This is a genomic window from Microbispora catharanthi (assembly GCF_006334915.2).
GTDB lineage: Bacteria > Actinomycetota > Actinomycetes > Streptosporangiales > Streptosporangiaceae > Microbispora > Microbispora catharanthi.
This window is the reverse complement of the sequence record NZ_VDMA02000014.1, coordinates 59,652-76,499: the sequence shown is the minus strand read 5'-3', so window position 1 is coordinate 76,499 and position 16,848 is coordinate 59,652. Positions and strand designations below refer to the sequence as shown.

Sequence of the window (16,848 nt, the reverse complement as noted above, 5' to 3'; positions counted from 1 at the left end):
CCTTAACTCTCCTATACCTTTCTCCTCGTCTCTTACTGACGGATGGGGCGCAAGTGACGTCCCACGACAGACCAGGGAGAAATCCATGAAGCGCACTCTCGCTCTCGGCGGGATCGCAGCGGGTCTGCTGGCCGCTGCCGCCGTCGCCGCGCCGGCCCACGCCGACACCGACGTCGCCCCGCCCGTGAACCTGGCCAACACGAACTACGCGGCCAAGCAGGTCGCGGCGTTCTGGTACGGCCAGAACAAGGCGAACCTGATCAACGCCACGCCGTACAACGTCGAGACGACCATCCCCACGCGTCACGTCTCGACCGGTGGTGCTTCGGCCGACAGCAAGGCCGGCGTCGTCGGCTCCAGCGGCGACCAGAAGCCCTCCACGGCGACCCTGAAGAACGTCAACCTGCCGAAGACCACCGGCAAGGTGTTCTTCATCGGCGGCGACAACAAGCCGCACTGGTGCTCGGCCACCGCCGTGCAGAGCCAGTGGAAGAACCTGGTCGCGACCGCGGGTCACTGCGTCTACGACACGGTGAGCAACAAGGACACCCTCGGCAACTGGGTGTTCATCCCGGGTTACTACCAGGGCAAGACCCCGTGGGGCATCTACGTGGGTAAGACCGCGTACACCCACTACGACTACGACGTCTACGAGGACGGCGACCGCGACTACGCGTTCGTGACGGTCTACAACGGCGTCCAGGTCACCGACGTGGCCGTTGACCACGTCAAGAACTGGGTGGACAACCGCACGTTCGAGACCATGGCCGACGCGGAGAAGGCCCAGAAGGAGCTGGAGCTCAAGAGCACCGGCTTCGCGGGCAAGATCGTGCCGGTGGTGGACTACACCAAGCGGGTCCCCCTGCGCACGCCGGACTCGGCGAAGGCGCCCGCCACTCGCGACCAGCTCGGCGGCAACACCGACGCGAACCGGACCACCCTGGAGAACCAGGCCAAGAACAACGGCACCTCCACGTACCAGGACAGGACGTGGGGCACCATCGTCAGCCGGGTCTCCAAGGAGGAGTTCGGCAACGGTGGCTGGTCGTCCGACGGCAAGGCCTTCTACTTCGCCAAGGACAACGGCTGGTACAAGGCGACCTACTGGGGCAACTTCGACGTCGACTACAGGCTGCGTGGCCACCTCGTGGACATCGCGCTGAAGGACGTCGGCTCCCTGGGCGCCAACGTCGGTGGGCAGGGCCTGGCCTACAACCAGAAGATCGGCACCGGGATCTTCGTCTTCGGTTACCCGAGCGGGTCGCACCCGGACGGCAACTACGCCTTCACCGGCAAGACCCTCAAGTGGGCCTACGGCAAGACCTTCAAGGCGGCCGCGCCGTCCATGAAGGCCGAGGAGCTCGTCGGGATCAAGTCCTCCTTCACCGGTGAGGGCTCGATCGGCTCGTCCTGGCTGTACCGCTACAGCAGCACCAAGCGTCTTGGTTACCTGAACGGTGTGACCATCGCGGTCTCCGACACCGACGGCAACAAGCGCATCGACACCAGCGTCTCCCCGTACTTCGACGGTGAGACCCTGGCCGTCTACCAGTACGCCGCGAAGTTCGCTTCCGGCAAGATCGTCTGAGACTAGTTCTCTGACGCTCTGACTGGACCATAAAGGGAAGGGCCCGGCCTCCAGCCGGGCCCTTTTCGCATGTCCGGAAACCGCCCCGCCTCCTCGTGGGGGCGACCTGTCAGCGCGTCGAGCGTCCCGAGAGGCCCGCTTTGACGGAAGCGAGCCTCATCCGGTTTCACTCATAAGTGTGATTTAGGTCACACACAGCACTCATCGCCCGTATAGGGAAGACCGGAACTCACCCTTGGTGATCAGCCAAAACGTCGCCGGGCGCAGCCGGACGAGGGATCGGCACAGCGGAGGCGGCTGCGAGCGCACGCCGCCGATCACTTACGCCTCAGAAAACTCTCCTATAGCTTTCTCCTCGATCCTTCACTGACGAATGGGGCGCAAGCGGCGTCCCACGACAGACCTGGGAGAAACCCATGAAGCGCACCCTCGCTCTTGGCGGGATCGCGGCGGGCCTGCTGGCCTCTGCCGTCGTCGCCGCGCCGGCTCACGCCGCCGACGAGATCCCGGCCGTCAACCTGGCCAACACGAACTTCGCCGCCAAGCAGGTGGCGGCGTTCTGGTACGGCCAGAACAAGGCCAACCTGATCAACGCCACGCCGTACAACGTCGAGACCACGATCCCGACCAAGCACGTCTCCACGGGCGGTGCTTCGGCCGACAGCAAGGCCGGCGTCGTGGGCTCCAGCGGTGACCAGAAGGCCTCCACTGCGACCCTGAAGAACGTCAACCTGCCGAAGACCACCGGCAAGGTGTTCTTCATCGGCGGCGACAACAAGCCGCACTGGTGCTCGGCCACCGCCGTGCAGAGCCAGTGGAAGAACCTGGTCGCGACCGCCGGTCACTGCGTCTACGACACGGCGACCAACAAGGCCACGCTGGACAAGTGGGTCTTCATCCCCGGCTACTACCAGGGCAAGACCCCGTGGGGCATCTACGTGGGCAAGACCGCCTACACCCACTACGACTACGACGTCTACGAGGACGGCGACCGCGACTACGCGTTCGTGACCGTCTACAACGGCGTCCTGCCCACCAGCGTGTCGACCGACAAGGTCAAGAACTGGGTGGACAACCGCACGTTCGAGACCAAGGCCGAGGCGGAGAAGGCCCGTCACGACCTCGAGCTCAAGACCACCGGCTGGGCCGGCGACATCGTGGCCGTTCCCGACCGCTGGCACCTGGCCCAGAAGGGCGAGGAGTCGGTCAAGGGCTACGTCAGCTGGGACGACTTCTGCAGGCTGACCGGCTGGGCGAAGGAGAACACCGAGGCGCTCGTCCGCGGCGAGAGCACCGACGTCAAGCTGGGCAGGCGGGCCGGCTTCACCATCACCCGTGTCAGCAAGCAGGAGTACGGCGACGGCGGCTTCTCGTCGGACGGCAAGTCCTTCTACTACACGAAGGACAACGGCTACTACAAGGCCCAGTTCTGGGTCCTGTTCGACGTCGACTACAAGCTGCGTGGCCACATCGTGGACATCGCGCTGAAGGACGTCGGCTCCCTGGGCGCCAACGTCGGTGGGCAGGGCCTGGCCTACAACCAGAAGATCGGCACCGGGATCTTCGTCTTCGGTTACCCGAGCGGGTCGCACCCGGACGGCAACTACGCCTTCACCGGCAAGACCCTCAAGTGGAGCTACGGCAAGACCTTCAAGGCGGCCGCTCCGTCCATGAAGGCCGAGGAGCTGGTGGGCATCAAGTCCTCCTTCACCGGTGAGGGCTCGATCGGCTCGTCCTGGCTGTACCGCTACAGCAGCACCAAGCGTCTCGGTTACCTGAACGGTGTGACCATCGCGGTCTCCGACACCGACGGCAACGACCGCATCGACACCAGCGTCTCCCCGTACTTCGACGGTGAGACCCTGGCCGTCTACCAGTACGCCGCGAAGTTCGCTTCCGGCAAGATCGTCTGAGACTAGTTCTCTGACGCTCTGACTGGACCACAGGAAAGGGCCCGGCCTCCCGCCGGGCCCTTTTCGCATGCCCGGAGGTCACATGGCCGTCAAGGTCGGCTGACTGATCAAACGGCGGGTCGGTGGCCCGATCGATCTCGATGGTCAGGACGCCGAGGGCCTGCCTGATCCGGTCCGCAGGCGGCATCCGCGGCGCCGACGCGGCATGCGGTTCGGAAGTGCGGCGCGCTCGCCCGGGGGGACGGCTCGAGCGGCTTCAGCGACCCCTTGGCAATGTGACCGTTTTGACGGCATTAGGACCTTTCCCGGTTTCACCGCAAACTGTGATTTGCGTCACATCCGTCCTGAACCGTTCCATTACCCAAGGTAAGGACGGTCGGACCGGTCCATAGATGATCAGCCAAAACGTCGCGCGAGCCACCCGACGCGCCCATGGCGCGGGGTTGGCGGCTGGAGAACGAACCCCGCGAGACCACTTACACCACCCTTATTCCTCCTATACCTTTCTCCTCGTTCCTTCACTGACGCATGGGGCGCAAGTGACGTCCCACGACAGACCAGGGAGAAATCCATGAAGCGCACTCTCGCCCTCGGCGGGATCGCGGCGGGCCTGCTGGCCTCCGCCGCCATCGCCGCGCCGGCTCACGCCGCCGACGAGATCCCGGCCATCAACCTCGCGAACACGAACTTCGCCGCCAAGCAGGTGGCGGCGTTCTGGTTCGGCGAGGCCCGGGCAAACCTGATCAACGCGACGCCGTACAACGTCGAGACGACGCTGCCCACCAAGCACGTCTCGACCGGTGGTGCTTCGGCCGACAGCAAGGCCGGCGTTGTCGGCTCCAGCGGCGACCAGAAGCCCTCCACGGCGACCCTGAAGAACGTCAACCTGCCGAAGACCACCGGCAAGGTGTTCTTCATCGGCGGCGACGGCAAGCCTCACTGGTGCTCGGCCACCTCGGTGCAGAGCGGCTACAAGAACCTGGTGGCGACCGCCGGTCACTGTGTCTACGACACGGTGAGCAACCGCGAGACCCTCGACAAGTGGGTCTTCGTGCCCGGCTACTACCAGGGCAAGACCCCGTGGGGCATCTACGTCGGTAAGACCGCCTACACCCACTACGACTACGACGTGTACGAGGACGGCGACCGCGACTACGCGTTCGTCACCGTGTACAACGGCGTCCAGGTCACCGACGTGGCCGTCGACCACGTCAAGAACTGGGTGGACAACCGCTTCTTCGACACCCGCGAGGCGGCGGAGAAGGCCCGCAAGGACCTTGAGCTCAAGACCACCGGCTGGGCCGGCGAGATCGTGGCCTTCGGCCCGAACGACGTCAAGAACCCCTGGGACGAGCGCTGGGACTGGCGTATCGCCAGGCACGGCGAGGAGTCCCAGAAGGTCTACTTCGGCCTCGACGAGTGGTGCCAGTTCCTCCACCTGGACAAGGCGGGAGACGTTCCGGCGCTGGTCCGTGGTGGGACCCTGGACCTCAACACCTGGCACGGCAAGGCCGGCTACGAGGTCACTCGGATCACGAGGGACGAGTACATCGCGGCCGTCGGCGACAAGGACAGCGGCGTCAAGGACGGTGTCCTCTACTACAAGAAGGACAACGGCTTCTACAAGGCCACCTTCTGGGTGAACGTGGCCAAGAAGTACAAGCTGCGTGGCCACATCGTCGACATCGCCCTGAAGGACGTCGGCACCCTCGGCAGCAACGTGGGTGGGCAGGGCCTGGCCTACAACCAGAAGATCGGCACCGGGGTCTTCGTCTTCGGTTACCCGAGCGGGTCGCACCCGGACGGCAACTACGCCTTCACCGGCAAGACCCTCAAGTGGGCCTACGGCAAGACCTTCAAGGCCGCCGCTCCGGCGATGAAGGCCGAGGAGCTGGTGGGCATCAAGTCCTCCTTCACCGGTGAGGGCTCGATCGGTTCCTCGTGGCTGTACCGCTACAGCAACACCAAGCGTCTTGGCTACCTGAACGGTGTGACCATCGCGGTCTCCGACACCGACGGCAACAAGCGCATCGACACCAGCGTCTCCCCGTACTTCGACGGTGAGACCCTGGCCGTCTACCAGTACGCCGCGAAGTTCGCTTCCGGCAAGATCGTCTGAGACTAGCTCTCTGACGCTCTGACTGGACTGTAAAGGGAAGGGCCCGGCCTCAAGCCGGGCCCTTTTCCTATTCCTCGCCCGCTTTCGCCGAATGCCGAATGGGCGCGGCGACCGGTGCGGCCGCATGAGCGGTCATAAAGAACCCGGCCGCGCCTGCGAAACAGCGGAGAGCCGAGGCTCCGCCGCCTTGCGGTGAAGGGGGCCATTCGGCTCAGGCGTCGCAGGCACGCCGGCTCGCCGTCCCATCCGGCGGCGAAGCGACGGTGTGTGCCGCCAGGTCACGCTCGCCCCACCGCCAGGGACGCGGTATCTCACGGCCTGCGTCAGACGAACGGGAGACATCTCTGCCGTCCACGTCGACAGCACGCTCCACGCCCGCCACGCCGACGCACGAGCCTTCCGTCTCCGGCGCCGGCATCTCGAGTCCCGCGTCGGCTCAGACTCCGCCCGCGCGTATCCGGCTCAGGCCTGCTACGGCACTATCCACGACGGTGTTAGGGGTCGCCTCCCGCAGGGGAGCGCGCGACACCTTGGCCCTGGGCCTCGTCGGCGAGATCTTCGCCGACGGCCGCCGGAAGATTGTCAGACACACACCACGGCGCCAGCCGACCACCGCTTGAGGGGCAGCCGCCAGCCTGCTCCCGGGCCGTTTCTCAGGAGAATCGGCCCGGGAGGATCGGCACGGACGCGGTGTCATCCCGCATGCCCTCCGGGCGCGCTCTCGGCTTCCTCCGCAACGATACGGAGCGTCTCCTCCGGCACGCGCCCGGTAGCGAGACCGATTTTGACGGGACTCGGCCGCCCACTGGTTTCATCCAATAGATGTGATTTGCGTCACACCGCATCCTAAACCGTTCCATGACTCGAGGTGAGGAGGATCGGAGAATGCGTATGTGATCAGCGAAAACGCTGTCAACCAGGACAGATCGAGCATCGACGCGTCATTAGTGCCTTGCGAATAGGCCACTCGAATCGTCTTACGTACCCCTTCTTCCTCCTATAGCTTTCTCCTCGATCCTTCACTGACGCATGGGGCGCAAGTGTCGTCCCACGACAGACCTGGGAGAAATCCATGAAGCGCACCCTCGCTCTCGGCGGGATCGCGGCGGGCCTGCTGGCCTCTGCCGTCGTCGCCGCGCCGGCTCACGCCGCCGACGAGATCCCGGCCGTCAACCTCGCGAACACGAACTTCGCCGCCAAGCAGGTGGCGGCGTTCTGGTTCGGCGAGGCCCGGGCAAACCTGATCAACGCGACGCCGTACAACGTCGAGACGACGCTGCCCACCAAGCACGTCTCCACGGGTGGTGCTTCGGCCGACAGCAAGGCCGGCGTTGTCGGCTCCAGCGGCGACCAGAAGCCCTCCACGGCGACCCTGAAGAACGTCAACCTGCCGAAGACCACCGGCAAGGTGTTCTTCATCGGCGGCGACGGCAAGCCTCACTGGTGCTCGGCCACCTCGGTGCAGAGCGGCTACAAGAACCTGGTCGCGACCGCGGGTCACTGTGTCTACGACACGGCGACCAACAAGGAGACCCTCGACAAGTGGGTGTTCATCCCGGGTTACTACCAGGGCAAGACCCCGTGGGGCATCTACGTCGGTAAGACCGCCTACACCCACTACGACTACGACGTCTACGAGGACGGCGACCGCGACTACGCGTTCGTCACCGTGTACAACGGCGTCCAGGTCACCGACGTGGCCGTCGACCACGTCAAGAACTGGGTCGACAACCGCCGGTTCGAGACCAAGGCCGAGGCGGAGAAGGCCCGCAAGGACCTCGAGCTCAAGACCACCGGCTGGGCCGGCGACATCGTCCCCGTCGTGGACTACGGCACCGTGGTTCGCAACCGGCACGACGAGTCGAAGAGGGAGTACGTCAACCTCTGCCAGTTCGCTTGGGCGCAGGGCTGGGGCGAGCAGTACCAGACCCTCAGCAACCCCTCCCAGCAGGACATCGAGGCGCTGGCGGCCAAGCTCGACCAGACTCGCGGTGGCACGACGGACTTCAAGGTGTCTCCCGGCACCGGCGTCACCGTCACTCGTATCAGCCACGACGAGTTCAACGGCGCCAAGTGGCACGACGACAAGGTCGGCGTCTCGGAGGACCTGAAGACCTTCTACTTCGCCTACAACAACGGCTGGTACAAGGTCACCCTCTGGGTGAACTACGACGTCGACTACAAGCTGCGTGGCCACATCGTGGACATCGCGCTGAAGGACGTCGGCTCCCTGGGTGCCAACGTCGGTGGGCAGGGCCTGGCCTACAACCAGAAGATCGGCACCGGGATCTTCGTCTTCGGTTACCCGAGCGGCTCGCACCCGGACGGCAACTACGCCTTCACCGGCAAGACCCTCAAGTGGGCCTACGGCAAGACCTTCAAGGCCGCCGCTCCGGCGATGAAGGCCGAGGAGCTCGTCGGGATCAAGTCCTCCTTCACCGGTGAGGGCTCGATCGGCTCGTCCTGGCTGTACCGCTACAGCAACACCAAGCGTCTCGGTTACCTCAACGGTGTGACCATCGCGGTCTCCGACACCGACGGCAACAAGCGCATCGACACCAGCGTCTCCCCGTACTTCGACGGTGAGACCCTGGCCGTCTACCAGTACGCCGCGAAGTTCGCTTCCGGCAAGATCGTCTGAGACTAGTTCTCTGACGCTCTGACTGGACCATAAAGGGAAGGGCCCGGCCTCCAGCCGGGCCCTTTTCCTATATCGCGGGTGGCTGTCACGCATCGCTCCAGTAACAGCCCTTACGCCCCAATGATCTCCTCCGATAACTTTATTCCCATCCTTTACTGACGCATGGGGCAATAGTCACGCCCCACGCCAGACCTGGGAGAAAAAGTGAAGCGCACCCTCGCTCTTGGCGGCGTGGCGGCCGGCCTGCTGGCTTCCGCCGTCGTCGCCTCCCCCGCCCAGGCGGAGAAGGTTCCGGCCAAGCCCCTGGCCGAGACCAACTTCGCCGCCAAGCAGGTGGCCGCGTTCTGGTACGGCGAGAAGATGGCCAACCTGATCAACGCCACGCCGTACAACGTCGAGACCAAGGTCTCGTCCAAGGTCGTCGCCCACCTGCCGAAGGAGCCCACCTCCGTCAAGCCGGGCGTCGTCGGGTCCAGCGGCGAACAGAAGCCCACCGGCACCTCGAAGAACGTCAACCTGCCCCGGTCCTCCGGCAAGGTCTTCTTCGTCGGCGCCGACAACAAGCCGCACTGGTGCACCGCCACCGCCATTCAGAGCGGGCACAAGAACCTCGTGGCCACCGCCGGTCACTGTGTCTTCAGCACAGTGAAGGAGAGGGACACGATGAGCAAGTGGGTCTTCGTGCCCGGCTACTACCAGGGCAAGACCCCGTGGGGCATCTACGTCGGCAAGACGGCCTTCACCCACTTCGACTACGAGGTCTACGGGGACGGCGACTTCGACTACGCGTTCGTGGCCGTCTACAACGGCGTCCAGGTCACCGACGTGAAGACCGACAGCGTCAAGAACTGGGTCGACAAGCGGGTCTTCAAGACTCTGGCCGAGGCCGAGAAGGCCCAGAAGGACGTCGAGATCAAGGAGACGGGCTGGGCCGGCAAGATCGTGCCGTTCGTGTCCAAGCCCGAGACGGTCGTCAGGGACAAGAAGAACACGGAATACCAGCAGGCGTGGGTCGACGTCTGCACCTGGGCGCACTGGCAGAACCTCCAGGCGGCGGCTCTGACGGCTGAGAACAAGGCCCCCGCGACCAAGGACGCGGTGGACATCCTGAACAAGGGCCGCGGGGAGACGACCGACTTCAAGACCGCGCCCGGCACCGGGATCAAGGTCACCCGCGTCTCGCTCACCGAGTATGACTCGGCCAAGGACGAGGTGAAGCTCGGCGACCTCGTGTTCCGCGTCTCCGAGGACGGGAAGAGCGTCTACTTCATCTACGACCACGGCTACTACAAGGTCAACTTCTGGGCCAAGTTCGACCTGGACTACAAGCTGGTCGGCAAGATCGTGGATATCACGCTGAAGGACGTCGGCCCCCTCGGCGACAACGTCCCCGGCCAGGGCCTCGCGTACAACCAGAAGGTCGGCCAGCCGACCTACGTGTTCGGCTACCCGAGCGGGTCGCACCCGGACGGCAACTACGCCTTCACCGGCAAGACCCTCAAGTACAGCTACGGCAAGACCTTCCCCGCCGTGGCGCCGTCCATCAAGGGCGAGGCGCTCCAGGGCATCAAGTCCTCCTTCACCGGTGAGGGCGCGCTCGGCTCCGGCTGGCTGTACAGGTACGACAACAAGAAGCGGTTCGGCTACCTCAACGGCGTGACCATCGGCGTCTCGGACACCGACGGCAACGACCGGTACGACACCAGCATCTCGCCGTACTTCGACGGCGAGACCCTGGGCGTCTACAAGGTCGCCGCGACCGCCGCGTCCGGCAAGATCGTCTAAGCGCTCGACCTCACGCGAAGGGCCCGGCAGTCTGCCGGGCCCTTCTTTCGTTTCCCGGCTCTCCGGCGCCCTCCGGGCCGCCCCCGCGCTCTCCCTATGCTCTGCGCCCCGTCGGGATCGCTGCCGGCGCGCGCACGGGTGAAATCAGACGTGATCACGTCACCCCACGGTTCCATCCGATAAATGTGATTTGCATCACATTATCGCCTTGGACGATCAGTGACGCAACGTGATCGTGACCTCTCGAAATCAGCATCTCATCAGCGGAAACACAGGAACCTTTCAGGTTCGGATCCGACCTCGATCATCTCTGGTGCGCCGACGGAGCGGTTTTCAGCGCTACTTTCCGCCTGACTCCTCCGATAGCTTGCTTACCGTCCCTTTACTGACGTGTGGGCGAACTTTGTGCCCCCGACAGACCGAGGAGAACACCCCTTGAAGCGCACCCTCGCATTCGGTGGCGTAGCCGCGGGCCTGCTGGCCTCCGCGGTCGTCGCCGCCCCCGCACACGCGGACTCCGTACCGCACGACACCCTGGCCAGCTCCAACTTCGCCGCCAAGCAGGTCGCCGCCTTCTGGTTCGGCGAGCGTATGGCCAACCTCCGCAACGCCAAGCCGTACAACGTGGAGACGCGAGTCTCGGCCAAGCACGTGTCGACCGGCGGGGCGTCCGCGGACAGCAAGCCCGGCGTCGTCGGGTCCAGCGGCGACAAGAAGGCGACCACCAGCACGAAGAACGTCAACCTGCCCCGCACCACGGGCAAGGTGTTCTTCATCGGCGCCGACCACAGACCGCACTGGTGCACTGCGACCGCGGTCCAGTCGCACTACAAGAACCTGGTGGCGACCGCCGGCCATTGCGTGTACGACACCAAGAGCAACAAGGCGACCCTCGACAAGTGGGTCTTCGTCCCCGGCTACTACCAGGGCAAGACCCCGTGGGGCATCTACGTGGGTAAGACCGCGTACACCCACTACGACTACGACGTCTACGAGGACGGCGACCGCGACTACGCGTTCGTGACCGTCTACAACGGCGTCCTGCCCACCGGCGGTTCCAGCAAGCACTACGCCCGCACCTTCGAGACCTACCGTCAGGCGCGGTGGGCCAAGGCCAGGCTCGACAGGGACAACGCCTACTCCCACCTGCGTATCCGGCCCGTCCTCGACACCGACCACGTGGTCAAGGAGGGCACCCGCGAGTCGGAGAAGGTCTACGTCAAGCGGGACGAGTGGAAGAAGCTCAACCCCGAGGGCACTCCGGCGAACGGGCCGTTCAAGGAGGGCACCGGCGTCACGGACAAGGAGTACACCTCCAAGCCCGACGGCTGGGACGAGGGCAAGGCGTCGGCCGACGGCAAGGCCTTCTACCTCAAGAAGGGCGACAAGTACGTCGTCCGCACCTACTGGATCAACTACGACGTCGACTACCGCCTGACCGGCCGGACCCTGTCGATCGGTCTCAAGGACGTCGGCACCCTCGGCTCCAACGTCGGCGGCCAGGGCCTGGCCTACAACCAGAAGATCGGCAGCGGCACCTTCGTCTTCGGCTACCCGAGCGGCTCGCACCCGGACGGCAACCACGCCTTCTCCGGCAACACCCTCAAGTGGTCGTACGGCAAGACCTTCAAGGCCAGCTCCCCCACCATCAACGCCCAGGAGCTCGTGGGGATCAAGTCGTCGTTCACCGGTGAGGGCGCGCTCGGCTCGGCGTGGCTGTACCGCTACAGCAACACCAAGCGGCTCGGCTACCTCAACGGCGTGACCATCGGCGTCGCCGACCGCGACGGCAACCAGCGCTACGACACCAGCGTCTCCCCGTACTTCGACGGCGAGACCTACGGCGTGTACAAGGTCGCCGCGAACAACTGGTCCGGCAAGATCGTCTGATCCGCCACCGCGCACGCGAAGGGGCCCGGCACCGCGCCGGGCCCCTTTTGCGTTCCTCATCGCATGGCGACGTCGAGACCGTGGCCGGCCGACGCCGCTCTACTGCCCTTCGAGGCGCTCGGCCGCCGTCATCCACTCGAGCTCGGCCGACTCCTTCTGCGCGGCGATCTCCCGCAGCTCGGCGTCGAGCTTGGCCAGACGTTCGAAGTCGCTCGCCGCCTCGGCCATCTCGGCGTGCAGCTTCGCCTCACGCTCGCCGAACTTGTCGATCTGCCGTTCCAGCCGGTTGAGCTCCTTCTGCAGCTCCCGCAGCTCCTTGGCGGACAGCCCGCCCGCGGGCGCCGGCTGGTCGTCCTGGCCGGCCCGCTCGGGAACGCTCGCGGCGGAGGCCGCCCGGGCCGACAGGGCCGCGCCCGCCGCACGGCGTTCCAGGTATTCGTCCACGCCGCCCGGCAGCATCGAGAGCCTGCCGTCCCCCAGGAGCGCGACGCAGCGGTCGGCCACCCTCTCCAGGAAGTACCTGTCGTGGCTGACCACCACGAGCGTGCCCGGCCAGGCGTCGAGGAGGTCCTCCAGCTCGGTGAGCGTCTCGATGTCGAGGTCGTTGGTCGGCTCGTCGAGCAGCAGGACGTTCGGCTCGTCCATGATCAGTCTGAGGAGCTGAAGTCGCCGCCGCTCGCCGCCCGACAGGTCGCCGACGACCTTCCACTGCGCCTCGCCCCGGAAGCCGAGGCGTTCGAGCAGCTGGGAGGCCGACCACTCCTTCTTGCCCACCTGGACGTACTTGCGGATCTCCTCGACCGTCTCCAGCACCCGCCGCGTGGGGTCCAGCTCGGCCAGCTCCTGCGACAGGTGCGCGAGCCGCACCGTCTTGCCGCGCACCATACGGCCGGAGTCGGGCTCGACCGTGCCGGACAGCAGGCGCAGCACCGACGACTTGCCCGAGCCGTTCACCCCGATCAGGCCGATCCGGTCCCCCGGGCCGAACTGGTAGGTGCAGTGGTCGAGCACCAGCGGACCCGATGCCGGGCCGCCCGCGTGGAGCGTCACGTCCTCCAGGTCCGCGACGGTCTTGCCGAGCCGCGCCGAGGCGAAGTTCAGCAGCTCGACGGTCTCCCGCGGCGGCGGCTCGTTCGCGATCAGCGCCTCGGCCGCGTTGATCCGGAACTTGGGCTTGGAGGTCCGGGCCGGCGGTCCGCGCCGCAGCCAGGCGATCTCCTTGCGCATGAGGTTCTGCCGGCGCTCCTCCGCGGCCTGCGCGATCCGCGCCCGCTCGGCCTTGGCCAGCACGTACGCCGCGTAGCCGCCCTCGTATCGCTCGACGGAGCCGTCCACGACCTCCCACGTGCGGGTGGAGACCGCGTCGAGGAACCACCGGTCGTGGGTGACGACGAGCAGCGCGGACTTACGCTGGACGAGATGCCCGGCGAGCCAGGCGATGGCCTCGATGTCGAGGTGGTTGGTGGGCTCGTCGAGGATCAGCAGGTCGTGCTTCTCGATCAGCAGCCGCGCCAGGGCCGTACGGCGACGCTCACCGCCCGACAGCGCGCCCGCGGGAGCCGCGAGGTCGATGTCGGCGAGCAGGTTGGCGAGGATCTCCCTGATCGCGGCGTCACCGGCCCACTCGTGCTCGGCCCGGCCGGCCAGGACGATGTCCTTCACCGCGGTGTCCGGGTCGAACTGGTCACGCTGGGAGAGCGTGCCGACACGCAGGCCGCGGGTATGCGTGACCCGGCCGCTGTCGGGCTTCAGCGCCCCGGCGATGATCGAGATGAGCGTGGTCTTGCCGCCGCCGTTGCGGCCGACGACGCCGATCCGGTCGCCTTCCTCCAGCCCGAGAGAGACGTCGGCGAGCAGGGGCTTGGGCCCGAAGGCGTGGGAGACGGACTCCAGATTGACCAGATTCATCGCCCGTCAAGCTTATCCGGCCACGGTGGCCCCGGGGACGGGCCCGTGGGCGGTGACGACGGCGCGGCAGCCGTCCACGTCCTTGATCAGGGCGGCCAGCTCGTGCGCCCGCTCGGCCGACTCGGCCAGGAAGGCGCAGGTGGGACCGGACCCGGAGACGATCGCGCCGAGCGCCCCGTGCTCACGCCCCAGGGCGAGCGTGCCCGCGAGCGAGGGGCGCAGCGCCAGGGCGGCGGGCTGGAGGTCGTTGGACAGCGCCTGCCCGAGCGACTTCGCGTCGCCCTCGCGCAGGGCGGCGAGCAGGGCCTCGCTCACCGCGGGCGTGGGCGCGGCCACCCCCGCCTCCTCGCGCAGCCGGTCGCACTCGCCGTACACCCTCGGGGTGGACAGACCGCCGTCGGCGAGCGCGAAGACCCAGTGGAAGACCCCGGCGGTCTCCAGCGGAGCGAGCCGCTCGCCGCGTCCGGTGCCCACGGCGGTGCCGCCGAGCAGCGCGAACGGCACGTCGCTACCGATATCGGCGGCGATCTCCATCAGGTCTTCGACGGGCAGGCCGAGGCCCCACAGCTCGTTGCAGGCCACCAGCGCCGCGGCGGCGTCGGCGCTCCCCCCGGCCATGCCGCCCGCCACCGGGATCGACTTGCGGATCAGCAGATCGGCCCGGTAGGAACGGCCCGCCCGATCGGCCAGCGCCCTGGCGGCCCGGACGGCGAGGTTGTCGTCGCTCACCGGAACCTCTCCGGTGAGGTCCCCCTCGACCCTGACCCCCAGCGGGGCGGCGGAGGGGTCCCCGTCGAGCGGCTCGGCGGCGGTGACCTCGTCGAACAGCGAGACCGCATGGAAGACGTTCACCAGGTCGTGGTAGCCGTCATCGCGCAGCGGGCCGACCGCGAGCTGGAGGTTGACCTTCGCCGGCACGCGCACGCTGATCGCGCTCATCGCCCGTTCACCGACTCGTGCCGTCCTCGCGCGTGTCGTCCCGGTGCGTGTCGTCCTGGTTTTGGGCGACGGGCGGGGCCACGTCGTCTGTGCCTGACCATGAGATCCGAGCTTAGCGTCACACGCCCCTGGGGACATCTCGCGAGTTTCCGCTGATCAACCGTGCCCGCACGCGAAAAGGGCCCGGCGGGAGGCCGGGCCCTTTCCTGTGGTCCAGTCAGACCGTCAGAGAGCTAGTCTCAGACGATCTTGCCGGAAGCGAACTTCGCGGCGTACTGGTAGACGGCCAGGGTCTCACCGTCGAAGTACGGGGAGACGCTGGTGTCGATGCGCTTGTTGCCGTCGGTGTCGGAGACCGCGATGGTCACACCGTTCAGGTAACCGAGACGCTTGGTGCTGCTGTAGCGGTACAGCCAGGACGAGCCGATCGAGCCCTCACCGGTGAAGGAGGACTTGATGCCCACCAGCTCCTCGGCCTTCATGGACGGAGCGGCCGCCTTGAAGGTCTTGCCGTAGCTCCACTTGAGGGTCTTGCCGGTGAAGGCGTAGTTGCCGTCCGGGTGCGACCCGCTCGGGTAACCGAACACGAAGACGGACGTGCCGATCTTCTGGTTGTAGGCCAGGCCCTGCCCACCGACGTTGGCGCCCAGGGTGCCGACGTCCTTGAGGGCGATGTCGACCAGCCTGCCGCGCAGCTTGTAGTCGACGTCGAAGTTGCCCCAGTAGGTCGCCTTGTACCAGCCGTTGTCCTTGGCGAAGTAGAAGGCCTTGCCGTCGGACGACCAGCCACCGTTGCCGAACTCGCCCTTGGAGACCCGGCTGACGACCGTGCCCCACGTCTTGTCGGCGTAGGTGGAGGTGCCGTTGTTCTTGGCCTGGTTCTCCAGGGTGGTCCGGTTCGCGTCGGTGTTGCCGCCGAGCTGGTCGCGAGTGGCGGGCGCCTTCGTCGAGTCCGGCGTGCGGAGGGGGACCCGCTTGGTGTAGTCCACCACCGGCACGATCTTGCCCGCGAAGCCGGTGCTCTTGAGCTCCAGCTCCTTCTGGGCCTTCTCGGCCTCGGCCCTGGTCTCGAACGTGCGGTTGTCCACCCAGTTCTTGACCTTGTCGGTCGAGACGCTGGTGGGCAGGACGCCGTTGTACACGGTGACGAACGCGTAGTCGCGGTCGCCGTCCTCGTACACGTCGAAGTCGTAGTGGGTGTACGCGGTCTTACCCACGTAGATGCCCCACGGGGTCTTGCCCTGGTAGTAACCCGGGATGAACACCCACTTGTCGAGGGTGTCCTTGTTGCTCACCGTGTCGTAGACACAGTGACCCGCGGTCGCGACCAGGTTCTTGTACTGGCTCTGCACGGCGGTGGCCGAGCACCAGTGCGGCTTGTGGTCGGCGCCGATGAAGAACACCTTGCCGGTGGTCTTCGGCAGGTTGACGTTCTTCGACGTGCCGCTGGTGGCCTTCTTGTCACCGCTGGAGCCGACGACGCCGGCCTTGCTGTCCGCGGAGGCGCCACCGGTCGAGACGTGCTTGGTGGGCAGCGTCGTCTCGACGTTGTACGGCGTGGCGTTGACGAGGTTGGCCTTGTTCTGGCCGTACCAGAACGCCGCCACCTGCTTGGCCGCGAAGTTCGTGTTGGCCAGGTTGATGGGCGGGGCGACGTCGGTGTCGGCCTGTGCAGCGGGGGTGGCGACAGCGGCGGCGGCCAGCATGCCGACCGCGATGCCGCCGAGGGTGAGGGTGCGCTTCAACTTACTACTCCCTGGTCTGATCGTCGGGCGCCACTTGCGCCCCATCCGTCAGTAAAGGACGAGTAAGAAGCTATCTGAGGATTTGTGGCTTGTGACCGCCTTAAGTCGTTTCAGTCTGGTCGGTCGGTCAAGATCGCGACTTCCGTCGCCGCCCGAATCCCTCACAGCACCGTCACGTTTTCGCTGATCACAGAGGCCGCCGTCGCAGACCCGTCACTGATCGTCACTGATCCAGCCAGGGTTCCAGTGTGATGTAAATCACACTGATCCGACGGAACGGGAAGGCTAGTTGATCACGTCAAAGTCGCTCCGCCGGAGCA

General features: G+C 66.2%; 9 protein-coding genes. 6 read left to right on the top strand and 3 right to left on the bottom strand.

Features of this window, described 5'->3' with window-relative positions:
• The first annotated feature begins 85 nt into the window (after window positions 1-85).
• From FH610_RS43845 to FH610_RS43830, 6 genes are all read left to right on the top strand, one after another.
• Window positions 86-1,588, top strand: coding sequence for a trypsin-like serine peptidase (locus FH610_RS43845; RefSeq protein ID WP_205826041.1), 1,503 nt, complete (start codon window positions 86-88; stop codon window positions 1,586-1,588).
• 416 nt (window positions 1,589-2,004) lie between these two features.
• The gene (locus FH610_RS24965; protein WP_139577262.1) at window positions 2,005-3,501 is read left to right on the top strand and encodes a trypsin-like serine peptidase; all 1,497 of its coding nucleotides are present in this window, start codon (window positions 2,005-2,007) and stop codon (window positions 3,499-3,501) included.
• Between the two features lie 571 nt (window positions 3,502-4,072).
• Window positions 4,073-5,620, top strand: coding sequence for a trypsin-like serine peptidase (locus FH610_RS43840; protein WP_205826040.1), 1,548 nt, complete (start codon window positions 4,073-4,075; stop codon window positions 5,618-5,620).
• A 1,072-nt stretch (window positions 5,621-6,692) separates the two neighbouring features.
• Window positions 6,693-8,261, top strand: coding sequence for a trypsin-like serine peptidase (locus tag FH610_RS24950; RefSeq protein WP_139577261.1), 1,569 nt, complete (start codon window positions 6,693-6,695; stop codon window positions 8,259-8,261).
• 204 nt (window positions 8,262-8,465) lie between these two features.
• Window positions 8,466-10,046, top strand: coding sequence for a trypsin-like serine peptidase (locus FH610_RS43835; protein WP_205826039.1), 1,581 nt, complete (start codon window positions 8,466-8,468; stop codon window positions 10,044-10,046).
• Between the two features lie 435 nt (window positions 10,047-10,481).
• Window positions 10,482-11,936, top strand: coding sequence for a trypsin-like serine peptidase (locus FH610_RS43830; RefSeq protein WP_205826038.1), 1,455 nt, complete (start codon window positions 10,482-10,484; stop codon window positions 11,934-11,936).
• A 99-nt stretch (window positions 11,937-12,035) separates the two neighbouring features.
• On the opposite strand, the gene FH610_RS24930 is transcribed toward FH610_RS43830, so the two are convergent.
• The 3 genes from FH610_RS24930 to FH610_RS43825 all read right to left on the bottom strand — a co-directional run bounded on the left by FH610_RS24930 (window position 12,036) and on the right by FH610_RS43825 (window position 16,528).
• A complete protein-coding gene (locus tag FH610_RS24930; protein ID WP_139577260.1) occupies window positions 12,036-13,844 on the bottom strand; it encodes an ABC-F family ATP-binding cassette domain-containing protein in 1,809 nt (602 codons plus the stop codon).
• Window positions 13,845-13,856: 12 nt separating this feature from the next.
• Window positions 13,857-14,783, bottom strand: a complete 927-nt coding sequence (locus FH610_RS24925) for a 4-(cytidine 5'-diphospho)-2-C-methyl-D-erythritol kinase (RefSeq protein WP_139577259.1) — start codon at window positions 14,781-14,783, stop codon at window positions 13,857-13,859.
• A 239-nt stretch (window positions 14,784-15,022) separates the two neighbouring features.
• Window positions 15,023-16,528, bottom strand: coding sequence for a trypsin-like serine peptidase (locus FH610_RS43825; RefSeq protein WP_205826037.1), 1,506 nt, complete (start codon window positions 16,526-16,528; stop codon window positions 15,023-15,025).
• Window positions 16,529-16,848 lie beyond the last annotated feature (320 nt).

Bases quoted from the DNA above. Each gene is read 5' to 3' on its own strand.
- FH610_RS43845 (WP_205826041.1), top strand. From the start codon at position 86: ATGAAGCGCACTCTCGCTCTCGGCGGGATCGCAGCGGGTCTGCTGGCC.
- FH610_RS24965 (WP_139577262.1), top strand. From the start codon at position 2,005: ATGAAGCGCACCCTCGCTCTTGGCGGGATCGCGGCGGGCCTGCTGGCC.
- FH610_RS43840 (WP_205826040.1), top strand. From the start codon at position 4,073: ATGAAGCGCACTCTCGCCCTCGGCGGGATCGCGGCGGGCCTGCTGGCC.
- FH610_RS24950 (WP_139577261.1), top strand. From the start codon at position 6,693: ATGAAGCGCACCCTCGCTCTCGGCGGGATCGCGGCGGGCCTGCTGGCC.
- FH610_RS24930 (WP_139577260.1), bottom strand. From the start codon at position 13,844: ATGAATCTGGTCAATCTGGAGTCCGTCTCCCACGCCTTCGGGCCCAAG.
- FH610_RS24925 (WP_139577259.1), bottom strand. From the start codon at position 14,783: ATGAGCGCGATCAGCGTGCGCGTGCCGGCGAAGGTCAACCTCCAGCTC.